This is a genomic window from Exiguobacterium sp. UBA6282 (assembly GCF_002440475.1).
Classification (GTDB): domain Bacteria; phylum Bacillota; class Bacilli; order Exiguobacteriales; family Exiguobacteriaceae; genus Exiguobacterium_A.
Map to the genome: position 1 here is coordinate 20,282 of NZ_DJUM01000023.1, position 20,084 is coordinate 40,365.

The 20,084-nt window shown below is 44.3% G+C and carries 27 protein-coding genes and 1 pseudogene; 12 read left to right on the forward strand and 16 right to left on the reverse strand.

Going from position 1 to position 20,084, the window contains the following annotated elements:
- Window positions 1-24: 24 nt before the first annotated feature.
- Together B2751_RS07255 and B2751_RS07260 are read right to left on the reverse strand one after the other, a co-directional pair.
- Window positions 25-465 (reverse strand): NUDIX domain-containing protein, encoded by a 441-nt coding sequence (locus B2751_RS07255; RefSeq protein WP_290773883.1) that lies wholly within the window; start codon window positions 463-465, stop codon window positions 25-27.
- 39 nt (window positions 466-504) lie between these two features.
- Window positions 505-2,130: a M3 family metallopeptidase gene (locus B2751_RS07260; RefSeq protein ID WP_290773885.1), complete on the reverse strand. Its 1,626-nt coding sequence runs from the start codon at window positions 2,128-2,130 to the stop codon at window positions 505-507.
- 159 nt (window positions 2,131-2,289) lie between these two features.
- Here B2751_RS07260 and B2751_RS07265 point away from each other — a divergent pair, with 159 nt between their 5' ends.
- Window positions 2,290-2,496 (forward strand): helix-turn-helix transcriptional regulator, encoded by a 207-nt coding sequence (locus B2751_RS07265; RefSeq protein WP_035407684.1) that lies wholly within the window; start codon window positions 2,290-2,292, stop codon window positions 2,494-2,496.
- Window positions 2,493-3,191 carry a DUF3169 family protein gene (locus B2751_RS07270; protein ID WP_290773888.1) on the forward strand — a complete coding sequence of 233 codons (699 nt, stop codon included), beginning with the start codon at window positions 2,493-2,495 and terminating at the stop codon, window positions 3,189-3,191. The genes B2751_RS07265 and B2751_RS07270 overlap by 4 nt, the downstream gene beginning before the upstream one ends.
- A gap of 44 nt (window positions 3,192-3,235) precedes the next feature.
- On the opposite strand, the gene B2751_RS07275 is transcribed toward B2751_RS07270, so the two are convergent.
- Complete coding sequence (locus tag B2751_RS07275; RefSeq protein ID WP_290773891.1) at window positions 3,236-3,385, reverse strand: hypothetical protein; 150 nt, start codon at window positions 3,383-3,385, stop codon at window positions 3,236-3,238.
- A gap of 100 nt (window positions 3,386-3,485) precedes the next feature.
- Here B2751_RS07275 and B2751_RS07280 point away from each other — a divergent pair, with 100 nt between their 5' ends.
- Window positions 3,486-3,668 carry a hypothetical protein gene (locus tag B2751_RS07280; protein ID WP_035407678.1) on the forward strand — a complete coding sequence of 61 codons (183 nt, stop codon included), beginning with the start codon at window positions 3,486-3,488 and terminating at the stop codon, window positions 3,666-3,668.
- A 5-nt stretch (window positions 3,669-3,673) separates the two neighbouring features.
- Window positions 3,674-4,537 carry an NAD-dependent epimerase/dehydratase family protein gene (locus B2751_RS07285; protein WP_290773893.1) on the forward strand — a complete coding sequence of 288 codons (864 nt, stop codon included), beginning with the start codon at window positions 3,674-3,676 and terminating at the stop codon, window positions 4,535-4,537.
- A gap of 48 nt (window positions 4,538-4,585) precedes the next feature.
- On the opposite strand, the gene B2751_RS07290 is transcribed toward B2751_RS07285, so the two are convergent.
- Window positions 4,586-5,551 (reverse strand): phosphotransferase, encoded by a 966-nt coding sequence (locus B2751_RS07290; protein ID WP_290773895.1) that lies wholly within the window; start codon window positions 5,549-5,551, stop codon window positions 4,586-4,588.
- A gap of 106 nt (window positions 5,552-5,657) precedes the next feature.
- On the opposite strand from B2751_RS07290, the gene B2751_RS07295 reads away from it, so the two are divergent.
- Window positions 5,658-6,059 carry a VOC family protein gene (locus B2751_RS07295; protein ID WP_290773897.1) on the forward strand — a complete coding sequence of 134 codons (402 nt, stop codon included), beginning with the start codon at window positions 5,658-5,660 and terminating at the stop codon, window positions 6,057-6,059.
- Window positions 6,060-6,068: 9 nt separating this feature from the next.
- Window positions 6,069-6,392: a YnfA family protein gene (locus B2751_RS07300; protein ID WP_396210757.1), complete on the forward strand. Its 324-nt coding sequence runs from the start codon at window positions 6,069-6,071 to the stop codon at window positions 6,390-6,392.
- A gap of 96 nt (window positions 6,393-6,488) precedes the next feature.
- Here B2751_RS07300 and B2751_RS07305 read toward each other — a convergent pair whose 3' ends face one another.
- From B2751_RS07305 to B2751_RS15270, 7 genes are all read right to left on the reverse strand, one after another.
- Window positions 6,489-7,940 carry a 6-phospho-beta-glucosidase gene (locus B2751_RS07305; RefSeq protein ID WP_290773900.1) on the reverse strand — a complete coding sequence of 484 codons (1,452 nt, stop codon included), beginning with the start codon at window positions 7,938-7,940 and terminating at the stop codon, window positions 6,489-6,491.
- Window positions 7,941-7,954: 14 nt separating this feature from the next.
- Window positions 7,955-9,793, reverse strand: coding sequence for a beta-glucoside-specific PTS transporter subunit IIABC (locus tag B2751_RS07310; protein ID WP_290773903.1), 1,839 nt, complete (start codon window positions 9,791-9,793; stop codon window positions 7,955-7,957).
- A 166-nt stretch (window positions 9,794-9,959) separates the two neighbouring features.
- Entirely contained in the window at window positions 9,960-10,802 is an 843-nt protein-coding gene (gene licT / locus B2751_RS07315) for a BglG family transcription antiterminator LicT (RefSeq protein ID WP_290773905.1), read from the reverse strand.
- Between the two features lie 175 nt (window positions 10,803-10,977).
- Window positions 10,978-11,331, reverse strand: a complete 354-nt coding sequence (locus tag B2751_RS07320) for a hypothetical protein (RefSeq protein ID WP_290773908.1) — start codon at window positions 11,329-11,331, stop codon at window positions 10,978-10,980.
- Entirely contained in the window at window positions 11,328-11,543 is a 216-nt protein-coding gene (locus B2751_RS07325; RefSeq protein WP_290773911.1) for a helix-turn-helix transcriptional regulator, read from the reverse strand. The genes B2751_RS07320 and B2751_RS07325 overlap by 4 nt, the downstream gene beginning before the upstream one ends.
- Before the next feature lie 63 nt (window positions 11,544-11,606).
- Window positions 11,607-11,948 carry a GNAT family N-acetyltransferase gene (locus B2751_RS07330; protein WP_290773914.1) on the reverse strand — a complete coding sequence of 114 codons (342 nt, stop codon included), beginning with the start codon at window positions 11,946-11,948 and terminating at the stop codon, window positions 11,607-11,609.
- Window positions 11,949-12,568: 620 nt separating this feature from the next.
- On the reverse strand, window positions 12,569-12,790 hold the full coding sequence (locus B2751_RS15270) for a MarR family transcriptional regulator (protein WP_396210758.1): 222 nt from the start codon (window positions 12,788-12,790) through the stop codon (window positions 12,569-12,571).
- 90 nt (window positions 12,791-12,880) lie between these two features.
- Here B2751_RS15270 and B2751_RS07335 point away from each other — a divergent pair, with 90 nt between their 5' ends.
- Both B2751_RS07335 and B2751_RS07340 read left to right on the forward strand, forming a co-directional pair.
- Entirely contained in the window at window positions 12,881-13,237 is a 357-nt protein-coding gene (locus B2751_RS07335) for a hypothetical protein (RefSeq protein ID WP_290750790.1), read from the forward strand.
- A gap of 99 nt (window positions 13,238-13,336) precedes the next feature.
- Window positions 13,337-14,017: a nucleotidyltransferase domain-containing protein gene (locus tag B2751_RS07340; protein ID WP_290773918.1), complete on the forward strand. Its 681-nt coding sequence runs from the start codon at window positions 13,337-13,339 to the stop codon at window positions 14,015-14,017.
- Here the strand turns inward: B2751_RS07340 and B2751_RS07345 are convergent.
- Complete coding sequence (locus B2751_RS07345; protein WP_290773921.1) at window positions 14,006-14,623, reverse strand: SAM-dependent methyltransferase; 618 nt, start codon at window positions 14,621-14,623, stop codon at window positions 14,006-14,008. The genes B2751_RS07340 and B2751_RS07345 overlap by 12 nt on opposite strands.
- 120 nt (window positions 14,624-14,743) lie before the next feature.
- Here B2751_RS07345 and B2751_RS07350 point away from each other — a divergent pair, with 120 nt between their 5' ends.
- Window positions 14,744-15,379, forward strand: coding sequence for a homing endonuclease associated repeat-containing protein (locus B2751_RS07350; RefSeq protein ID WP_290773924.1), 636 nt, complete (start codon window positions 14,744-14,746; stop codon window positions 15,377-15,379).
- 48 nt (window positions 15,380-15,427) lie between these two features.
- Here the strand turns inward: B2751_RS07350 and B2751_RS07355 are convergent, their stop codons facing one another.
- The 3 genes from B2751_RS07355 to B2751_RS07365 are packed head-to-tail and all read right to left on the reverse strand — an operon-like array spanning window position 15,428 to window position 16,700.
- Window positions 15,428-15,838 carry a DUF4362 domain-containing protein gene (locus tag B2751_RS07355; RefSeq protein WP_290773927.1) on the reverse strand — a complete coding sequence of 137 codons (411 nt, stop codon included), beginning with the start codon at window positions 15,836-15,838 and terminating at the stop codon, window positions 15,428-15,430.
- Between the two features lie 18 nt (window positions 15,839-15,856).
- Window positions 15,857-16,363 carry an SRPBCC family protein gene (locus B2751_RS07360; RefSeq protein WP_290773929.1) on the reverse strand — a complete coding sequence of 169 codons (507 nt, stop codon included), beginning with the start codon at window positions 16,361-16,363 and terminating at the stop codon, window positions 15,857-15,859.
- A complete protein-coding gene (locus B2751_RS07365; protein WP_056061757.1) occupies window positions 16,335-16,700 on the reverse strand; it encodes an ArsR/SmtB family transcription factor in 366 nt (121 codons plus the stop codon). The genes B2751_RS07360 and B2751_RS07365 overlap by 29 nt, the downstream gene beginning before the upstream one ends.
- 151 nt (window positions 16,701-16,851) lie before the next feature.
- Here B2751_RS07365 and B2751_RS07370 point away from each other — a divergent pair, with 151 nt between their 5' ends.
- Window positions 16,852-17,700 carry a LysR family transcriptional regulator gene (locus B2751_RS07370; protein WP_422653597.1) on the forward strand — a complete coding sequence of 283 codons (849 nt, stop codon included), beginning with the start codon at window positions 16,852-16,854 and terminating at the stop codon, window positions 17,698-17,700.
- Here the strand turns inward: B2751_RS07370 and B2751_RS07375 are convergent.
- Complete coding sequence (locus tag B2751_RS07375; protein ID WP_290773937.1) at window positions 17,688-18,314, reverse strand: hypothetical protein; 627 nt, start codon at window positions 18,312-18,314, stop codon at window positions 17,688-17,690. The genes B2751_RS07370 and B2751_RS07375 overlap by 13 nt on opposite strands.
- 118 nt (window positions 18,315-18,432) lie before the next feature.
- On the opposite strand from B2751_RS07375, the gene B2751_RS07380 reads away from it, so the two are divergent.
- Together B2751_RS07380 and B2751_RS07385 are read left to right on the forward strand one after the other, a co-directional pair.
- Window positions 18,433-19,200 carry an SDR family NAD(P)-dependent oxidoreductase gene (locus tag B2751_RS07380; RefSeq protein ID WP_290773940.1) on the forward strand — a complete coding sequence of 256 codons (768 nt, stop codon included), beginning with the start codon at window positions 18,433-18,435 and terminating at the stop codon, window positions 19,198-19,200.
- Window positions 19,201-19,262: 62 nt separating this feature from the next.
- Window positions 19,263-20,075: pseudogene (locus tag B2751_RS07385) on the forward strand (SDR family NAD(P)-dependent oxidoreductase).
- Window positions 20,076-20,084 lie beyond the last annotated feature (9 nt).

Genomic DNA, 20,084 nt, shown 5'->3' on the forward strand with positions numbered 1-20,084 from the left:
CTTAGTACGTCAAGTAACACTTCCTTACGTATGAACGATTTCTCCGGCAAAATCATATGGTACCGTTCGACCAGCAAAAAGCGACTCTTTTGACGCTTCCGGTAAATTAAGATGTTTGAACGCTTCTTCACGGTCCATCCAGACGAGTCCGGAAATTTCTTCTGGAACATTCGTCTTCAATTGACCGGAAGTGATTTCTCCCGCGAAGAAGAAAAACAGACAATGTTCCCCCGCTTGCGGGAAGAATGCTTCCGCCACATGGACGATGTCACCTGGAATGATGGTAAAGCCCGTCTCCTCCAGTACTTCACGCGTGATTGCAGTATGTAGCGTTTCGTCATGTTCGACGGTTCCTCCCGGCAGTGTATAGTAGTCACCGTGTTCGCCACGGTTCTCGACCATCAATATCTGACTGCCTGTAGTATTGAATAACGTCGCATAGACAATGTTTTTACGTATATTCATGTTCGTCCTCCTATCGTTTTGTACATCTGTCGCTCCGGATTAAGACTTTCTCTTTTTAACATCTTCATCGTCTAATTGATCTAACTCATTTATCCAAGCTATGATTTGACCTTCTAGAAATGTCAGCAACTCTCTCATTTTCGCATCACTCGGTAAGAATGACACACCCGCTCTCGCATAAACCTCTTGAACCGAATGGGTTTGACTGAGCGTTAAAGCTGCAAGGAAGTCCTTCATCGTTTGGTCAGGATCTTTCGTATAACGGTGATACAACTGAAGAGCGGCAAGCTGCGCTATAGCATACTCAATGTAATAGAAAGGCGTCTCAAAGAGATGAATGACACTCATCCATTCGAGTCCTTTCCAATCAGGCGTTTCCGACCAATCGAGGATGTCCGTATCATAGGTCTCCCGGAGACGTGCAAAAGAAGCTTGTCGTTCTTCCGGCAGATGGTCAGGGTGAGCATAGAGCCATGATTGAAAACGATCGACGATGATCGTTTGCGGCAAGAACTCCACTATCGAACGGATCTGTTCGAGTTTCGCTCGGGCAACGTCTCTTCGATCTGGAATCACTTGGTGCCACTCGTTCATCGTCAACAGCTCAAGTGACATGGCGGCGAATTCCCCTACTTCGAGCGGAATCGGTTGAAGTCCATCATACGTCTCTTTCATTGCATCGTGATGGACGGCATGCCCCATCTCGTGCATGAAGATGACGAGATCATCGAATGTTTGCATACGATTCATGAACAAGAATGATTGACGTTCGACGGGTAAATACTCACAAAATCCTCCTCCAGCTTTGTTTGAACGGGCATCGATATCGAGATGAACCGCTTGGCGCATTTCTTGTAATATGTCAGCAAAAGACGGATGAACGCTCTCAAGAATCGCTTGTGCCTTATCTAAAAATGAAGCGTCAGAACCGGTTATGCGATGATCAATCTGCGTATAGGCCGATTGCCGGACGTCCCACGGATGGAGCGCCTGTTTGCCAAGAAACGTTTGTTGCTCGAGCTGAAATTGCTGTTTAATCGGTCGGAAATAAGTTTGAACGATGCTGGCGTAATGATTGACATCCTTGCTTGAATAATCGATACGACCAAGCTCCGAAAAAGCCAATTCTTCGTAACCCGCCTGATGGCTTGCAGAAGCACGCACTTGTCGCAAGTCGACAAGTTGCGAAAATAATCGTTGAATGACGGATTCATTCGTCCGGAACGCTTCTTCAATCGATAAGAATGCTTGTTTCCGTGTCGGCTCATCTGCATCAAATAAGGCGGCATAGAGCTCAGAAACCGCTTCTCCTGATTGTGTCAGCATCGTTGCCTCAATCCGAAGATACTCTTGGATGAGACGCGCTTCCTCTTCCGTTACACGCGTCGCTCTGAGTGACTGTTTCCAGAGTGCTCGCGTTCGGAGCGGGACATCGTCGCGAGAGATAAGATTCATTTTTACCGAACGTCTTAACGTATCGAGTTTGTCTGATAGCTGCTGACGTCCTTGTTCGTATGTATTACTTGCGTCCGAGTCTGTCACGTCTTGGAGATAGGTGATTTTTTGTTTGAGTAGTGTCTCTTCGATTTGTAGAACCGAAGCGATTTGGCACGTACCATCCTCATCATGATAAAAAACATCGTTTACAGATGACTGAGATTTCATCGATGTGTTTCACATCTCCTTTCGACTTATTCTAGTATACAATTTATCCCATCGATATGATTGATTTACATATTAATGACCATCATATTATCTTTTTTGACTATTATAGTTGTCAAAAAGACTATGATAAGTTACATTATATAGGAGGTGAATCCCTATATGAAATCCCGCTTAAAAGAATTACGTGCTCGTCACGGATGGAATCAGTCTGAACTGGCGCGGCGTGCAAACATTTCACGCCAGACAATCAGCTTAATCGAGCGTGAAGAATTCATGCCTTCGCTATTGATTGCTGTCAAAATTTCTCGTGTGTTTGATACGCCGTTAGAAGAAATTTTTTATTTCGATGAGGAGGAATTAATATGAAAAAAGAAGCAATCAAAGTCATCATCGCAGCACTGCTCGGTTTCATTAGTAGCTATATCGTCATGTCTGTCTTCAAACATACCAGTTTGTCAAAGTTCGAACTATCTCTCTATCTTAATTACATATTCACTGGTCTTTTCGTTATCTTGACGGTTCTTACCCTCAGTTATATCGTGCGCTATTTGCAAATTCGTCAATTGACTCGACGCTCTGTTTCTTCAGACGACGAGGATGCGATTGACGGTCAAGTGAATCGATACTATGCGGATGGCATGATGATGGTTCAGGTTTCTACTCTTCTCAGCATCGGTCTCGCATCTTTTAGCATCATCGAAAATCATTTCGGACTTCATTTATTACTAAGTGGTCTCTTTTTCATCATCAGTAGTTTTGCATCCTATTATTATCTTAATCTTATGCGTCACATCTACCCAAATCGTGATTTCCCAAAGTACTCGGAAACAAACTATGTCAAAAAGCTATTTGCCGCCTCAGATGACGGAGAACGACACGTCATGTTAGAAGGTCTCATTCGTTCACAATCTTCGTTGCAACTCCTATTGATAGGTGTCATCGTCGTATTAGTCGTGTATTCGTATGAAACCGGACAGTCTCAGATCTTCGCAATCAGTTTATTGATTATCGCCTTGATTTGGAGCAACGCGAAATATTTCCTTTATGTACGCAATCGCTAAAAAGGAGCATCCAGTCGATTGACTGGATGCTCCTTGACATGCCTTCAAAAATCACGATGATTTTGCTGCTGATGGACGTCGTGCTGGTTCAGCGTATATTCCTGATCATCGAGCGACTGATGTTTCGACTGACTGCGCGCTGAAATGAACCAGACGACTCCACCAACGGCGAGAAAAATAGCAATGAAGATCATAGACACCTTCCTTTAGATGCCTTTTTTACTTTATTCTTCCAACACCCTTAATTTTCCTTTACGATAAGGTAGAAGATAAAAATATATAGGGGGCGATAGGATGTTTGGTAAAGAACCGACATGCATTCATTGTGGCAAAACGATCGAAGGAAACGAAAAGGTTTATATCCAGATGCGTTATCCAAAACATCGCGGGATGACGGAAGTCAAAGCATACCTAAAAAGCGAAGGTCGTTTCATTTGTGAGAAATGTTTCGCTGAAAAGACGGAGTCAAAGGAGTAAGCATCATGAACTTAAACGAGAGTACGATTTTGATTACAGGGATGACCGGGACGCTTGGCTCACGTGTCGCGCGACGTTTTCTTAAAGAAGCGTGTGAAGTTCGAGGACTCCATCGTTCTCAGGAACAGGCGGATCACTATTCAACAAATGACGTTATTCCGATCATCGGTGAGCTCGGTAATCCGGCTTCGCTTCTTGCAGCACTTCAAGGCGTCGATCTCTTGATCCACTGTGCTGCCTACCTTGGGGATGACCCCGACTTAGCGGAAGAAGCAAACGTCACAGGTGTGAAACATCTCGCCGATGCTGCAACAAATGCTTGTGTCAAGCGCATCATACATATCTCGACGACTTCCGTTTACGGAGAAGTCGTGAGTGGACATTTTTCGGAAACGTCACCGCTCCTACCGTCAGAGCACGTCTACATTCATACAAAGCAGTTATCGGAACGCCTGTTACAGGAATATACACCCGATTCCGATTTAATCATCCTCCGACCTGGTTCTATTTGTGCCGAGGAACAATCCTACTGGGGGGATCGACAAGTCGAGCGGATGAAAGTGGCAGATCTCATTACTTGGGTACACCCGGAAGACGTCGTTCCGTGGATCCATGCGGATAACCTAGTCGAGATGATTGTTCTTGCTGCAACAAATGCGCAAGATGGGGACATCTTTAATGCGATTGATGTCAATCTGCCAGAAACAGATTTCCGCATGAAATTGATTGAAGCAAGTGGTAAACCATTTCAAGCACCAGATCGTCCAGCGGAACAAGCGACATTTTCGAATGATTGCATCAAGCAACTCGGGTATGTTCCGTTTCGTACTCCTGAATCAACCGTTGAACTTCTAGTCAAGTCGTTTTAATAACGAAAGAGGCATCGAATCGAATGATTCAGTGCCTCTTTCTTATGATCATCTTGCTATTATCCACTTAATCCAGAGATTCCGATCGTGAACCTGTAGTTCTTTTATCGTCAAAAGAACCTGTTCTGTCCCGAGCATCCGTTCCACTTCAGGTATACCATGTTTCCCGAGTGAACGATCCAGATTAAACTTCAGCCAATCCAACTTTCCTTGGACACTGATATCGATGACATGAAGCCAGTCGACATCAGGCAAACGTTGATTTATCGTATAACCAGCAAGAACTGCGTTAAATCGATCACGATCAAACGTATCGTCTTTACGTTTTGACCAATAACAGGCGGTTTCAAATACGTCGACGGCACGATGAATCAACCCTGCAGACTCCCAGTCGATCAAGACCGGATCATTTGTTGTCCAGAGAACATTTTTCGGATCAAGATCACGATGGCTGACGATCCAATCCGCAGGTAGTTGCAGTTTTGCTTCTTGTGCTAATCGCTCCAGTCGTTGTAGCTGTTCCTGCTCTTCGACTAGCAACTGTAGCCAGTCTGATTGCTGTCGCTTTCCTTCTTCTATATATCCGTTCCAATCGATTGGCATACTGGAGGTATCCGGCTGTGAAAAACCAGTCGTCGCCACGCAAAGACCGTGTAACCTTCCTAGTTGAACTCCGATTTGTCGTGCATGTGTCGGTCGAATTTGATCGGCTGATAACGTCTCGCCGTCGACCCAATCAAACAAAAGGTAATCAGAACCATTAATCGTCTGTACCACTTGATCGTTGACGCGACGTGCTGGTAATGCTGCTAAGTAAAGAGATGCTTGCATCGCAACGTTTTCTGACATCTTAAAGTTGTTTCGTGCTTCAAGACGTCTCATGATTTCCGGATTCAATCGTTTTAAGACATAGAATCCTGTCGTTGTCTGTAGTCGCCACGACTCATGCAGAAGACCATCCGTCAATCGGACAGGTTCGCTGATCGTTTGCCCTAACGAAAAACGTTCACACATCAAATTTATGGNNGCATAGTATTCTCCATTTCTATCACTCCAACTGATCCGCGAAATGCTACACTAGTTCTGCATGATTTCATTGAACACGAAGGAAGGTTTTAGTATGAAACAAATTCATCACATCTGTATTCAGACGACGGATTACGTCGCGTCTAAACAATTTTATGAACAGCTCGGCTTTTCGCTCGTTCAAGAAACACCCGATTTTCATGATCGCGACTTTAACAGCTGGTTACGTCTCGGTGATTTCTACATCGAGTTACAGACATCCAAATCCGGTCAACCGTTCACCGATTACACGAAACAAGCAGCGGGTCCTGTTCATTTCGCCCTTTATGTTGACGACTTACAAGAGGAAGTAACACGACTGGAACAACTCGGGATGCCTTTTTTACCAAAACACGGTGGCAACATCTATTTCGTCGTCAATGGACATCTGAGTAAATTAAAAGCACCGGAAGGAACGATCATTGAATTGCGTGATACGTTTGCGATCGAGGGTTGAATCGTGATCATGTCGGCTTTCATTTTCTTTATTGCTGGTTTAAGTGAGATTGGTGGCGGATATCTGATTTGGCTATGGCTAAGAGAGGGACGACCTTCGTACTTCGGTCTGATTGGTGGATTGATCCTGATTTTATATGGCATCATTGCTACGTTTCAGCAATTTCCAACATTCAGTCGCGTCTATGCAGCTTATGGTGGTGTATTCATCGTCATGTCCGTATTTTGGGGCTGGATCGTAGATCGTAAATCACCAGATACCTATGACATAATTGGTACCTTAATCTGTTTAATCGGTGTCAGCATCATGCTGTTTGCTCCACGCCACGGTTAAAGTAACATAACTTCTTACTACATATCATTAATAATAGCTAAATAGCTAACGACGCGTATCTTAGAAGTACTCAGGTACGCATCGTTAGCTATACTTTTATTTAATTTTAATATGTTTTTGATCTTCTATACAGGCACCATTAGATGCAATTACTTTTTTATACCAATCAAAGGACGCCTTCTTCCGTCTACTATTCGTTCCGCTACCATCATCATGACGATCTACATAAATATAGCCATACCGTTTTGCATATTCTCCGGAAGACGCACTGACGAGATCGATACATCCCCAACTCGTATAACCGATGAGTTCTACTCCGTCTTGTATCGATTCGTACATTGCTCGAATATGATCTGTTAAATAAGAAATCCGATAGTCATCTTGAATGTTTCCTTCTCCATCCAATTCATCAAATGCACCTAAGCCATTTTCGACGATGAATAAGGGAAGTTGATAACGGTCGTATAGCTGATTTGCCGTTAGACGGAGTCCTCTCGGATCAATCGTCCATCCCCATTCTGATTGATTCAAATATGGATTTTTGACAGTCGGGAACACATTCCCCGCCGTCATTTTATCCAGTATTTCTGGATCAGTACTGATACAGCGACTCGAATAATAGCTAAAACCAATAAAGTCCACTGTGTGGTTGCGTAATAGTTCAATATCACCTGGTTCCATCTGAATTTCAATACCAGCCTCTTTCAATTGTCTTAATGCATAACCCGGATAGGCACCGCGAGCTTGTACATCAATGAAGAAGAAATTCTCACGATCACGTTCCATTGCTTTTTCGACGTCATCTGGATTACAGGTATAAGGATACGTCATGGCTGCTGCCAACATACACCCTACTTGAAGATTCGGATTGATCGTATGAGCAATTTCCACGGCACGCGCACTCGCTACCAATTGATGATGTGCCGCTTGATACTGAATCTGTTGTCGATTCTCTCCTTCTGCGAATACTAATCCAGCTCCCATGTAAGGAAGATGGAACATCATATTTATTTCATTGAAAGTCATCCAATAACGTACTTTCGAATGATAACGAGATACGATCGCCTCAACATATCGTTCGAAGAATGTGACCATTTTTCGATTACGCCAACTTCCATAATGCTCTACTAAATGAACGGGTACATCAAAGTGTGCCATTGTAACGACTGGCTCAATTCCATATTTTAATAATTCATCGAACACCTCATCGTAAAACTTCAATCCTTGTTCATTTGGTTGTTCTTCATCACCCTTTGGGAAGATACGTGCCCATGAAATCGATAAACGAAGCGCTTTAAACCCCATTTCAGCGAATAGAGCGATATCCTCCTTATAACGATGATAAAAATCAATCGCCTCATGGGATGGATAAATTAATTCTGGAAGGGGCTCATAATGCGATAATTCTCCCTTCATAACGGCTCTTCGAGTTGAACCACTAGGAATTAAATCAACGGAAGATAATCCTTTCCCATCGGATAAATAGGCACCTTCTGCTTGATTGGCCGCAATAGCGCCACCCCATAAAAAGTTTTTTGGAAATTGCATCGTCTCATCCTTTCTTATGCAAAAGCAGGTTTATTGTATTCACTTACTGAAATTTGATCTTGATCAATCGTAATTTGTCGTTCTTCTGATAAATTCGTGAAAATCACAGGTGTGATGATGTCATATCCTTCCGCTTGAATCGATTCAATATCAAAAGTGATTAATACATCTCCTGGTTCGATTTTCTGGTCTTGTGCGACGTGTAATTCAAAGTGAGTTCCATCTAAGCGTACCGTATCAATCCCAACATGAATGAGGATTTCCATCCCATTCTCTGATCGAATACCAATCGCATGCTTGCTTGCAAATATAGCAGTTACTTGACCTGATACTGGGGCGATTACTTTTCCTTCAGTTGGAACGACTGCGAAACCTTGTCCCATCGCTCCACTCGCAAATACACTATCAGAAACTTTTTCGAGAGAAACGATTTGACCTGAAACTGGGCTTGGAATCGTCATATCTGTTGATGCACGAACATTTTTTTCTGCTTCTTTTTCAATCGGATCATCTTCAAATCCAAGGATGTATGTTAAGACCATCGATAAAAAGAATGAGACACCGACACCAATTAACAACCCGTAAAATGCTGTCATACTATCGCCAATGAAGACGGGTAACGTCAATAATCCCGGAGGACCAGAAGCTACTGCTACACTTCCAAAATGCCCTACGATCCCTCCACCCACTGCTGCACTAATGACAGCCGCAATGAAAGGACGCTTTAAGCGTAAAGTGACTCCATATACGGCAGGTTCTGTAATACCGAATAACGCGGTAATTCCCGTAGAACCTGCTAATGTTTTTAACTTTTTATTTTTTGAACGAAGCATGACACCGAACGATGCTCCTGCCTGTGCAAAAATTGCTGGAGCAGTTGCCGGTTTGATATAGTCATATCCTTTAGTGGCAATGTTATTGATGAAAATCGGAACGACTCCCCAGTGAATACCGAAAATGACGAGGACTTGCCATACACCAGCAATGAACGCCCCTGCTAAAATTGGGTTAAATGCTAATACCTTTAGAATGAAGGCAGCAATCAAGTCGCCTGACGTGACACCGATTGGTCCAAACACGATTAACGTTAATGGAACGATTGTAATGAGAGCAATCAAAGGTGTAACAAAATTTTTAACACTCTCATGGACATGTCGATTGAAGAATTTTTCAACATAACTCATGACCCAAACGGCAAGAATGATTGGAATGACCGTAGATGTATATGACATCATCGTCACGGGTATACCGAAGAATGTCGTCGCGACTGCATCCGTCTTCAGTTGAATGATTGTTGGATAGATCAAAGCACCCGCTACAGTCATGGCAACAAATTGATTGGCACCAAACTTTCGCGCTGATGTAACCGCTAACAAAATAGGTAAAAAGTAAAAGAGACTATCCGCTGTAGCATTTAAGATGATATACGTTGTTTCAGTAGGAATTAACCAACCTGCATTCGTCGCAATCGCAAGTAAACCCTTTAAGATACCAGCTCCCGCCATGACACCAAGCAATGGCGTAAAGATACTTGAAATAATATCGATTGCTCGACCAAAAATGTTTCCTTTTTCATTTGTCTTACTAGTTTCTGTCGACTCCTCCATCAGCTTTGTTTGTTTTCCAATTGCTTGATATACCTCAGGTACTGTATTTCCGACAACGACCTGAAACTGCCCTCCGCTCTCTTTTACAGCAATGACACCTTCTAGTTTTTCAAGTTTTAATTTATCAGCCTTTGCTTTGTCTTTAAGTACGAAACGTAGTCGAGTCGCGCAATGAACAAGTGAACTAACGTTTTGTTCGCCTCCGACAGATTCAATGATTTTTTTTGCTAATTGATCGTATTTCATAAGACACCTCCATAGTTGATAGACACAAAAAGAAACCTAGATGAGAACAAGTAACGTATTTCATGAAAATACGTCTTGTTTCACCTAGGTTTCGCCTGCTTGACCAGTAACAATCCCAATAAATATATATTTAATAAACAAATAATAACATTTTTACTTTTATATGTCAACTACTCTTTTTTTCTTTAATTAATCTTGTGATATGAACCGTTAGGTATAATTTTTCTTCATCCGTCAACCGATAATCATATTTTGTCTGAATAAAGGAAGAAATTTTTTCAGTACAAATATAGGACTTGGGATATTGCATTTTCACTAGATCAAAAAGCGCACTCTCATCTCCTTCATATTCGGTTCGCGTCACGAGTCGTTGTGCAAAAAATTTGAGATGAGTAACAAAACGATGATAGGCGAGAGTATTCTCATCCCACTCCAGTGCAAAGTGGTATTTTACGAGATTCAATACTTCTTGAATGACTTTTGTCATTGAAACGATATTCGGCATCTCTTCGTTTAATTCAGCATTCACTATATGAAGTGCAATATAGGCTGCTTCGTCTTCAGGTAATTTAATATTGAATTTTTCTTCAACCAATTTAAGCGCTTGCAAACCTACATTAAACTCATCTTGGTATAAACGCTTAATCTCCCAAAGCAATACATTTTTGATCTCTAAACCTTTTTCATGACGTTCTAATGCAAAATGCAAATGGTCGGCAAGAGCGATGTAGACAAGTTCATTGAGTTTTTTTCCAAGCGTCAATTTAGCAATCGTTACGATATCATCAGTCAAGACGATGATTTCTTCAGGAATTTCTTGAAGTAATAATTTAAATCGTTCATGATTACCTGCATCATCGAGATAAAAGACTTTTTCTACATCTGAGGCTAATATCGTCTGTCCTGAATTCCGCTTAAATCCGATTCCCTTCCCCATGACGACTCGCTCACGCCCTACTTCGTCAAATACACTAATAACATTGTTGTTAAAAATTTGGTGAATGATCATCGGTGACCTCCTTTCAAATCAGGAAAAATAGAAAAACCCAAATCAAACGTCACTCACGGTTTCAGTGACGCTGATTTGGGTTTCGCCTGCTTGACCAGTAACAATCCCTATTCCATTACATTCTATACCATTGTTGATAACGGTTACAAGTATCATTTTATAAACATTCAGTTCTTCATATCTTTCGATTCACGTACAACAATGTAATTGGGAAGAGTAAGATATGTCCTCCTAATGCCAATAACACCGCAAATTGAATGTCTTGAATAATCGACAGATTGACGAGTACTAAAATCAAGTAAAGATAACCAATACTAATTATATAGGCGATGTGTCCACTACGCGTCTTCACCTCTCTTTGTCGCTCGTCGTATGGTTCGTTTGCTGAGAAACTCATGCTTGTGATAAATGATGTGATACCTGCTAAAATCAGTACGATGCCAATCGTTTTTATTTCTGGAATTTCCTTCGTCATGTATATACCTATTACGATTAGAGCAATTTCAAACAATGTATTTAATCGTTTCATTTTACTCCCCCTTCGCTCGTTCGTCTCGGTGTAAAGATGTCTTCGATTCGTTGCTCAAACAAATCAGCCAGTGCAAAAGCGAGGTCAAGTGACGGATTATACCGCTCTTTTTCGATGGAAATGACCGTCTGACGCGATACGTTCAATCGTTTTGCCAGTTCGCCTTGCGACCAACCTCGTCCCTCGCGCATCTTCTTGACCTGATTTTTCATAGTTCCACCTCACTTATTCCACTATATGTAAATAACGCACCACCTGTCAAGTTTCCTTTACACCTACTTCAAACGCTCCCACATGATATACCGATCGTCGCTCCCAATCTGAATCAATTCCGCTTTTTCAAGCACCCTGATCGATGCTTGATTCGTCAAATCCGTCTTTGCGAGTACAGCCTTCACTTCGGTTTGGTCGAACACCCAATCAATCAAGGCTCGGACGGCTTCCGTCGCAAAACCTCGATTGAGAAACGCTGGTAACAAACCATAACCGATTTCGACTGCTTGTCGCGAGTCTGGTTTCCCTTTGAATCCAATATCTCCGACTACCTGCCCGTCTTTTGTCATGACGAGCCAACTTCCCCAGTACAGCATCAATGGATCTGACGCGAGTAACGTCAAGTGATGCTGTACTTCAGGTCCGTTCTCGTATTGCTATTGTTGTAAACGCGTTACGTCTGTCGCTGTGCATGGATAAATCGTCAATCGTTCTGTTTGAAGGGTTACCATCGCTTTCTCTCCTTTTCCGTTACGTCTGCCACCACTGTTGTAGATAACGTTGAACATACCAACAGACGATAAAAAAACTCGTTGCACCAACTATACTGAAAAACACAGGAATCCCTAAGCGAATGAGCCAATACAAGACAGCTAGCAATAAAAAATGTCGCCGGTAACCCGAGTAACACACTCTTTAAAAATGTACTAAGCTCGGTCCGTTCACTTCCTTGTTTGACGAGCCAGGCGAAACTGATCAGACTAACGACCGGCAACGCGGACAATACGCCACCTAGTGACGGTGAACGACGGGCAACTTCGGTAACGAGACCGATGACCACTGCGCTTGACAATACCTTAACGAGAAAAGCAATCATCTGCAGCCTCCCGCAATAATCGAAACGCCTGTTCACTCGTCTGTTGGTCTGTTTTTGACATCTTAGCAAGCACTCGATTCAACCGTTCAGGATCATGTTCTGTGTGACGCCGAACGATGGTATCTCCATCGTTTGTTAAATCGATCGTTACTTGACGTTGATCTTCCGGATTCCGTTTTTTTCGATATAACCTAATTTCTCCAACTTTTTGACGTGCTCGGACGTCGTATTATGTGAGAGGCGAAATGCCTCGGCAATCTCCTTGATCGTCGGATTCGTCGCAAATTGAATTTGTTGGAGAATACGTACACTCTGGTGAGATAGGTTTTCTTTGAACCGTGACTGTAGTCGGTTGTAAATTTTTTTCAAAATCAGATGAAATCATGATGCTCCCCCTTATATCGCATAACCCGAATATATCGAAATTACGATATATAACTAGAAAAAGAGGTGTGTTTCATGAAAAAAGTTTTAGCTACTACAATGTTAATTGTTCTTTGTCTCAGTGGATGCCAGGAAGAGACGACGATTACAACGACAGACCTCATCGCGGCTGAAGCCATCGAACAAAATCAAGATGTGATCCGCTTAAATGACCGTGTTTATCGACTCGATCAATTAGTAACTGTCTCGGATCTCTCCTTAACACCTGGTCCACGTATCAAAAAAATGCGATCCGAAACGACACTCAAGGACGGCATGGCGAATCGACTTAAGAGCGGTACGGTCATCTATCAAGAAAAAGATGATACGATGTTTTTATATGTGCAGCGAAACAAGACCTGGTATCGCTATCAATCAATTCCTGAAGGATGAGGAGGAAGACAGATACAGTATCCAACGACATTTGGCACGAAAAATGGCTACATCCACAATCCAACTTCCGCTGAAGCAATTCCTGTCCGTTATCGTACCGTGATTCGCGACGTCGTCGCCTATGTACAAACCTTATCCGCGTTTCATGGCGTGTACTTGTATGGCAGCGTTGCAAAAGGAACGGCTCGTCCCTTTGAATCCGATCTCGATTTTACACTGATTTTGACAGAACCGTTGACGGAAGAAGAACACATGCAGTTAGATGAACGGACAGAACATTGGCTGACGAACTATCCATTTGTCACCAAAATCGATTATGACATCGGTCTGCTTGGCGACGTCATACGGGATGACGAAGCACTTCGCTGGGGCGTCTGGTTGAAGTCCGTCAACTTATTTTTGGCAGGCGAAAATCTCCAAAGTCGATTTCCGTCCCTTCGTCCGACACGCGCTCTTGGTTTCGCGTTAAACGGTGGATTATGCGAACAGTTGAAAACTGATTTATTTCTCCTAGAAACAGGTCAGGTCGCTCTGCTTGATTCGGATTCAATCGTGAAACGGATTGTTCGGAGCGCCTATCACCTCATCTTAGAGAAAGATCAAAGCTTCGTGCATGACCTAGAGACACTCCGACCGATCCTGTTTCATTATTTTCCTGACGAACCGCGCTTTTTGTCACTGTTCGCCGCTTACGATACGCAACAAATCGTCTCGCTGGAAGATGTCCGTTATTTTATTGATTGGTTCTCAACTCGGATGTCGGACGAGTCAATTCTTTAATCGAAACAAACCGGTCCACAGTCCAGCATGATCAAATAATGCCTCTGGATTGTCGACGGGTTTCATTTCCGTTAGTTCGATGATGTCGAATGCATCGAATATGGAGAGTAATCGCTCTTTCGTATAGCCAAGTCCACCTTGGAGACTATTTTCCTGATAGACTCCCCAGTCCGTCAACGTCGATCCGCCAAGCGGTCCGCCCGCAATAAAACAGGTCAGCCCAAAATATCCTCCTGGTCGTAGCATCTCTTTCAGTCGCGTCACGTAGATCAAACGGCGATGTGGCGCCATATGGTGAAAACAGCCTGAATCGTAAATGAAATCATATGTATTCTGTTCTGTCATCTCTAGAAAATCTTGCTTTCGAAACGCAACATGCGCTCTAGTCTGTTGTGCTTGTTCCGTTGCCCATTCTAACGCGGTTGCTGAAAGATCCAGTCCTGTCACCGAGAAATCGTGTGTTGCGAGATAGATCGCATTTCGCCCCGGTCCTGTTCCGAGATCTAGAACGTCATCTGGCGAGATCCAACCCTGTTCGACGTAGCGAACTAAGTTCTCATCAGGAATATTCTTAAAAAAACGGGACCGGTTTCTTCCGATCTTCATAAAACTTGTCCCAAAACGGGCTATTTTTCTTACCTTACGATATTGTTAGTATGTTCTCGAAATCGCTCATGCTACACTAGCCTTTAATTGAAACAACCATTCAAAAGGGAGATATCTTGCATGCGTCAACATCCGACTTCCACTTCTACCTTAGCAACGGATGAGAAGATCATCCGCTTGATTCAAGGTCTTCATCAAATGCACCATTCACCTATGAAAGCTACCCATTATCAAAAGTTAGCGGCTCAACTTCCTTACCCATCACTTGAAGAAATCAATGCACGATTCGGCTCGTGGGCACACCTTTTAGAGAAAGCTGGCATCGTCAAGGCTTCTCACTTATCGACCAAAGACCGGATGACGTTGAATCGCCCGGCTGCGGTCAAACGAACGAAACGGTGGTCAATCGAAGAAAGCGTCGCCTTTTATGTCACACAAAAAGGAACGAACATGACGATTCGCTCCTACACGGAATTACGGGATTTACATCCAGAGATGTTAAGTGCGAATACGATCATTCGTCGGTTCGGTACGTGGAAAAAAGCCTTAGCACACTTCGACCTCACCTCGAACGGTTTCTTCACTGACCAAGACTGCCTAGAAGCACTTAAACAAGCTGCAGAAACTCATGGACCGCTATTGACGAGTCAGCAGTATGCTAAGTGGGCACGTGTACACCAAGCACCTTCACTGACTTTATTGATTGAACGTTTTTCAAGTTGGCGTGAAGCTTTGCGTCGTCTTGATAGCGAATGAAAAGGATCGTGCCCGCTGATCATTTCGACGGGACACGATCCTTTTTGATTATTGTTTTGGTAATCGTAGCAATTCATGATCCGTTCCTTCAGCGCATTTACTTAACGCATAGATTGCCTCTTGCTTCACGATCGTTTTATCGAGTTGCTGACAGACTTCATTCTTTCGATCGTCGTCTGTTGAACCGAACTGATCACGTGATGCATCAGACGAATACTGATACGTCTTGCCGTCATACTCGACGTCATACACAATCGGATCTCCCTCGGTCGTGTAGGCTGTGATGCGAATCTGATCTGATTTTCCTTGCTTCGACTTATTCAAAAAAGACTCGAATCGGTCGCTGTTCTCAACACCTTTCTGGACGATGATGTCGCCGTTCTCCTTTGCCTCTTCCATCGTGTATTTTCCGCAACCTACTAAGAATAGGATACATAAAGCCAAACCGATCTTCCGCACCAAAACATCGACTCCTTCTTACTGTTTCGTCAATAGGTGGTCTAGGCGATACAGTTGCGACGTGAAACCTTCCTTCATTCCCATCCCCAGCACTTCTTGCACAGCTGCTTCCGTTTCGTAGGTCGATTCAAAGACAATCAAGGTCGTTTCTCCATGGTCAATGAATGTCGTGACATTTTCACTACCTGGTAAATTTTCAGAGATAGCTCCTGACGCGTCGGAGAAGTAATCGGCATGACTATAGGTGTTCGGGGCATCGATATGTCTAAAAATTGCTTTCCCCCACGACTCCATGCCATAAAAATCACCTTGTGTCGAATCGACACACCGCATGCAATAATGCCAAACGCCGTCCGGTTGAAATTCGAACGTCTTGATTGTCGTCTCCCAGCCTTCTGGTCCCCACCAGGCTTCGAGTTGCTCTTTTTCCGTGAATGCGGCAAAGACGATTTCTCGCGGTGCCTCACAAACCCATTCCATTCGTAGCACCTTACCATCAATCGATGTCTTCAGTTCCTTTTTCATTCGTCTCGTCTCCCTTCGCGGATGATTGCATCCGCTGCAAATGTTCATCTAGACGATACATGCGTGCTTCCATCTGAGCCATTGTGTTACTCCACGTGACAAGTTCTCGAAAAGCTTCTGGACGAAGGCTATACAAGCGACGATTCGCCTGCCGCTCGACAGTGATTAGTTCTGCGTCAAGCAACAGCTTTAAGTGCTTCGAGGTTTGCGGTTGGCGTAAGTGTAGTTGATCGGCTAACTCATTGACGGAGCGAGGACCTTTTCGTAATGCTTCGATGAGTTGTAATCGTATTGGGTCGCCGAGTGCTGAAAATCGTGCGGACATCTGCTCGTTCATATCCGTTCACCTCTTTATTTTATATATTCCCAATTCAGAATATTCCAAACCAAGAATATAAAAAGTGCAAAATGATTGTCAGACGCGTTCAAATAACGTACGTTCTAGACAACCTGTATGAAAAGAGCGTGAACCAATGAAGACCGAATGGATGGAAGCATTTCTCGTCACTGCAGAAACCGGAAGCCTGACGAAAGCAAGCGAAGTACTGCATATGACGCAACCGGCATTAAGTAAACAAATCAAGAGTCTTGAGAGTGCGCTCGAAGTCTCGCTGTTGCATCGATCAGCACATGGTGTCACGTTGACGCCTGCAGGCGAAATCGTCTTTGAAGAGAGCCGTGAACTCCTTGACCGGATTGATCAAATGAAACAGCGGATTGGTATCTNNGGTATGATCGATGAACGGACGACGCTGACGCTCGGATCATGGCCGAGCGTCGCGATGACGTATTTACCGCGTCATGTCTCACGTCACGCGACGGCCCCGGATCTCAAGTTGAAGACGGCGCATACGACGATCGATTTGATGCAAGGGCTTGAAGAACGCCGATACGATGCTGTCTTACTCGACGATCGTCACCATGTCCATCCGTATCATACGACGCATTTGTATACGGAGAATTTTTTGCTTTACGTGCATCAAGACGATGAACGATTCGCGGGCTGCACGTCAGTTGCGTTTGATCAAATTCGAAATGCCTCTTTTTTATCGCTCCCGATTGATTGCGATTCGACGAACATCCTAAAGGACGCGTTCATCGAACGAGGTGCCGTCTATCAGGCAGAAAACGAGATGGAATTCGGATCAAGCGTCCTCGGTTTCATTCGCGCCGGGCTCGGCATCGCCCTGTTACCGGAGATTTTTCAAGACGGACTATCCCCTGAAATCAAGACGTTACCGGTCGATGGGTTTGATGTTGTCCGCAAATTGTCACTCGTCTCACGAGACGCCTCCCATCATGCGATCCTGCTTGATTTACTCGGTCAGTCGCGCTGAAGGTGCACTTGTAGTTCATGTCTTAGATCATCGACCTGATCTTGTGAAATCGCCGAGTCCGGTGTCTCACCGTACCGGACGAGATGATAGATCGATGGATCGAGCGTGACATCAATCCGCTGTAACCATTCGCCGACCGTCTCTTCGGAGCGGCGGCGTTTTTGTCGTGTCAGTTTTCGATCGAACGTTTGTAACAGACGGCGAATCTCTGACTCTGATTCTTCACCAACAAGTGTTTGTCGTATCGAACGATTTGGGGAAAACACTGGCGGCGGCTCCATTAAATCGTCGATTACACTCTCCTGTTTGCGCCGTTTTCGTAAACGCTTCAAGAAGTAGCGTACACTGAAGAGGACAATCAGTAGTATGACAAGACCGACGACGCCATAAAAGGTAGCCACTCCTAATGCATCCTTATCCGCAAATCCCTCGCTTCGTACATCTATCTTTTGTTTGGTCGGTTTACCTTCTTCTCCTCCTCCATTAACTATAATTTGGGCTTGAGAAGTTGCTGGATCATAAAAGAAATAACGGTAGACTTTCGTTCCGACCAATTGAATAGCTAAAAGACTCACGAGTGCTATACATAATGTCATAACTAAACCACGCTTCATCTCATCCCTCCTTTTCAATATTTTACCATTATCATTTCGGAATGCATTGATTTTTCTTTCTTTTCAGTCTATTTTTCATTAGAGTAAGTGATAACTCTCATTCAAAGGACGTGACATCATGTATCTTCCTAGTTTTTCGTTAACGAATCAAATATTTCTCATCACCGGAGCTGGGCGAGGCATTGGACGGGCACTTGCTATCGGGATGGCAGAAGCTGGTGCCGACATCATTCTCGTCGCCCGGACGGAACGCGACTTAAAGGAGACAGCGCAAGAAATCGAACGACTCGGTCAAAAAGCTTACGTTTTCCTGTGTGACATCACTGACCGGAAACAAGTCGTCGAGACGGTGGCTCGAGCTTATGAACAAGTGCCGCAGATCGATGGGCTCGTCAACAACGCCGGGATGAACATTCGCTCGAAGGCACTCGATGTAACGGAAGACGAGTGGGAAACGATCCAACAGACGAATCTGAAATCCGCTTTCTTCTTTGCTCAAGAAATCGGGAAACGGATGCAAGAGACAGGTGGAAGTATTCTCAATATCGCCTCCGTCGCGGGGCACGTCGCTTTACGGACCGGTGTCGTGTATGCGACGACGAAGGCGGCGATGATTCAGATGACGAAGGTATTAGCCCTTGAATGGGGACCACAAAACATTCGTGTCAACGCGATCGGACCGTGGTATTTTAAAACACCGCTGACGGAACCCTTACTAAAAGATCCTACATATCTGCAGGAGATCGTTGACGTGACACCACTCGGTCGGGTGGGTGAATTAGAAGAGCTCGTTGGTCCAGTTGTCTTCTTATCATCTGCCGCTGCCCGTTACGTGACGGGACAAACACTTTATGTTGATGGCGGGATGACGATTAAAGGTTTTTAAAACAGAAGAAGACGGATGCGCATCTGCCCATCCGTCTTCTCATATCTGAAAGGAGTTTCATCATGCCAAAACGTATTGCACTCGTAGCTGGTGCCTCCCGTGGCGCCGGACGTGGCATCGCTTATGCTTTAGGTGACGCCGGAATGATTGTTTACGTCACGGGACGAAGTACGAATGAACAGACGACGGACAATCGTAGCGAGACGATCGAAGAGACGGCTGCTAGTGTCACGGCACGCGACGGACTTGGCATCCCGGTCGTTTGTGACCATACAAGTCTTGATGATATCGATCGTCTCATTCAGCAGATCCAACATCAACATGGTTGAATCGATCTCCTCATCAATTGTGTATTCGGTGGTTCGGAAAGCCACTTGCCGTCTGGAACCGGACGACGGTTTTGAGAGCGACCACCAGAACATTGGGACGCGATGATGTCTGCCGGACCACAAGCGTATTTGTGGACGATTCGGGCCGCGATGCCATTACTGCAACAGAGTCCAGCCGTGCTCGTCATCAATCTGACGTCATTCGCTCCAGATCAGGTGGCAGGAAACCTCTATTATGATTTGGCGATGCAAACGATTAATCGAATGACACACGTCATGGCGCAAGAGTTAGCTCAGACGACCATTTCTGTCATCGCGCTCTGCCCCGGTTTCATGCGAACGGAACGGGTCGTCGATGCTGGATTCGCGAGTGCCGCGACTGAATCGACGACCTATATCGGACGAGCCGTTGCAGNNATGACGCCGTTAGCCGTTATTCTGGACAAGCCATCTTCGTTGCCGATCTCGCGAAGACGTATCAATTTACAGATCAAGACGGGACGCAGCCACTACCGTTTTAATTGCTTTACTCGATGGATTAACTAGTTTTCAATC

Excerpts from the sequence above, each read along its gene's own strand:
- B2751_RS07345 (WP_290773921.1), bottom strand. The coding sequence starts at position 14,623 with ATGAAGATCGGAAGAAACCGGTCCCGTTTTTTTAAGAATATTCCTGAT.
- B2751_RS07310 (WP_290773903.1), bottom strand. The coding sequence starts at position 9,793 with ATGAAATACGATCAATTAGCAAAAAAAATCATTGAATCTGTCGGAGGC.
- licT (WP_290773905.1), bottom strand. The coding sequence starts at position 10,802 with ATGATCATTCACCAAATTTTTAACAACAATGTTATTAGTGTATTTGAC.
- B2751_RS07260 (WP_290773885.1), bottom strand. The coding sequence starts at position 2,130 with ATGAAATCTCAGTCATCTGTAAACGATGTTTTTTATCATGATGAGGAT.
- B2751_RS07285 (WP_290773893.1), top strand. The coding sequence starts at position 3,674 with ATGAACTTAAACGAGAGTACGATTTTGATTACAGGGATGACCGGGACG.
- B2751_RS07265 (WP_035407684.1), top strand. The coding sequence starts at position 2,290 with ATGAAATCCCGCTTAAAAGAATTACGTGCTCGTCACGGATGGAATCAG.
- B2751_RS07305 (WP_290773900.1), bottom strand. The coding sequence starts at position 7,940 with ATGCAATTTCCAAAAAACTTTTTATGGGGTGGCGCTATTGCGGCCAAT.
- B2751_RS07335 (WP_290750790.1), top strand. The coding sequence starts at position 12,881 with ATGAAAAAAGTTTTAGCTACTACAATGTTAATTGTTCTTTGTCTCAGT.
- B2751_RS07295 (WP_290773897.1), top strand. The coding sequence starts at position 5,658 with ATGAAACAAATTCATCACATCTGTATTCAGACGACGGATTACGTCGCG.
- B2751_RS07320 (WP_290773908.1), bottom strand. The coding sequence starts at position 11,331 with ATGAAACGATTAAATACATTGTTTGAAATTGCTCTAATCGTAATAGGT.
- B2751_RS07325 (WP_290773911.1), bottom strand. The coding sequence starts at position 11,543 with ATGAAAAATCAGGTCAAGAAGATGCGCGAGGGACGAGGTTGGTCGCAA.
- B2751_RS07255 (WP_290773883.1), bottom strand. The coding sequence starts at position 465 with ATGAATATACGTAAAAACATTGTCTATGCGACGTTATTCAATACTACA.
- B2751_RS07360 (WP_290773929.1), bottom strand. The coding sequence starts at position 16,363 with ATGAAAAAGGAACTGAAGACATCGATTGATGGTAAGGTGCTACGAATG.
- B2751_RS07365 (WP_056061757.1), bottom strand. The coding sequence starts at position 16,700 with ATGAACGAGCAGATGTCCGCACGATTTTCAGCACTCGGCGACCCAATA.
- B2751_RS07375 (WP_290773937.1), bottom strand. The coding sequence starts at position 18,314 with ATGAAGCGTGGTTTAGTTATGACATTATGTATAGCACTCGTGAGTCTT.
- B2751_RS07275 (WP_290773891.1), bottom strand. The coding sequence starts at position 3,385 with ATGATCTTCATTGCTATTTTTCTCGCCGTTGGTGGAGTCGTCTGGTTC.
- B2751_RS07380 (WP_290773940.1), top strand. The coding sequence starts at position 18,433 with ATGTATCTTCCTAGTTTTTCGTTAACGAATCAAATATTTCTCATCACC.
- B2751_RS07290 (WP_290773895.1), bottom strand. The coding sequence starts at position 5,551 with ATGTGTGAACGTTTTTCGTTAGGGCAAACGATCAGCGAACCTGTCCGA.
- B2751_RS07270 (WP_290773888.1), top strand. The coding sequence starts at position 2,493 with ATGAAAAAAGAAGCAATCAAAGTCATCATCGCAGCACTGCTCGGTTTC.
- B2751_RS07350 (WP_290773924.1), top strand. The coding sequence starts at position 14,744 with ATGCGTCAACATCCGACTTCCACTTCTACCTTAGCAACGGATGAGAAG.
- B2751_RS07280 (WP_035407678.1), top strand. The coding sequence starts at position 3,486 with ATGTTTGGTAAAGAACCGACATGCATTCATTGTGGCAAAACGATCGAA.
- B2751_RS07300 (WP_396210757.1), top strand. The coding sequence starts at position 6,069 with ATGTCGGCTTTCATTTTCTTTATTGCTGGTTTAAGTGAGATTGGTGGC.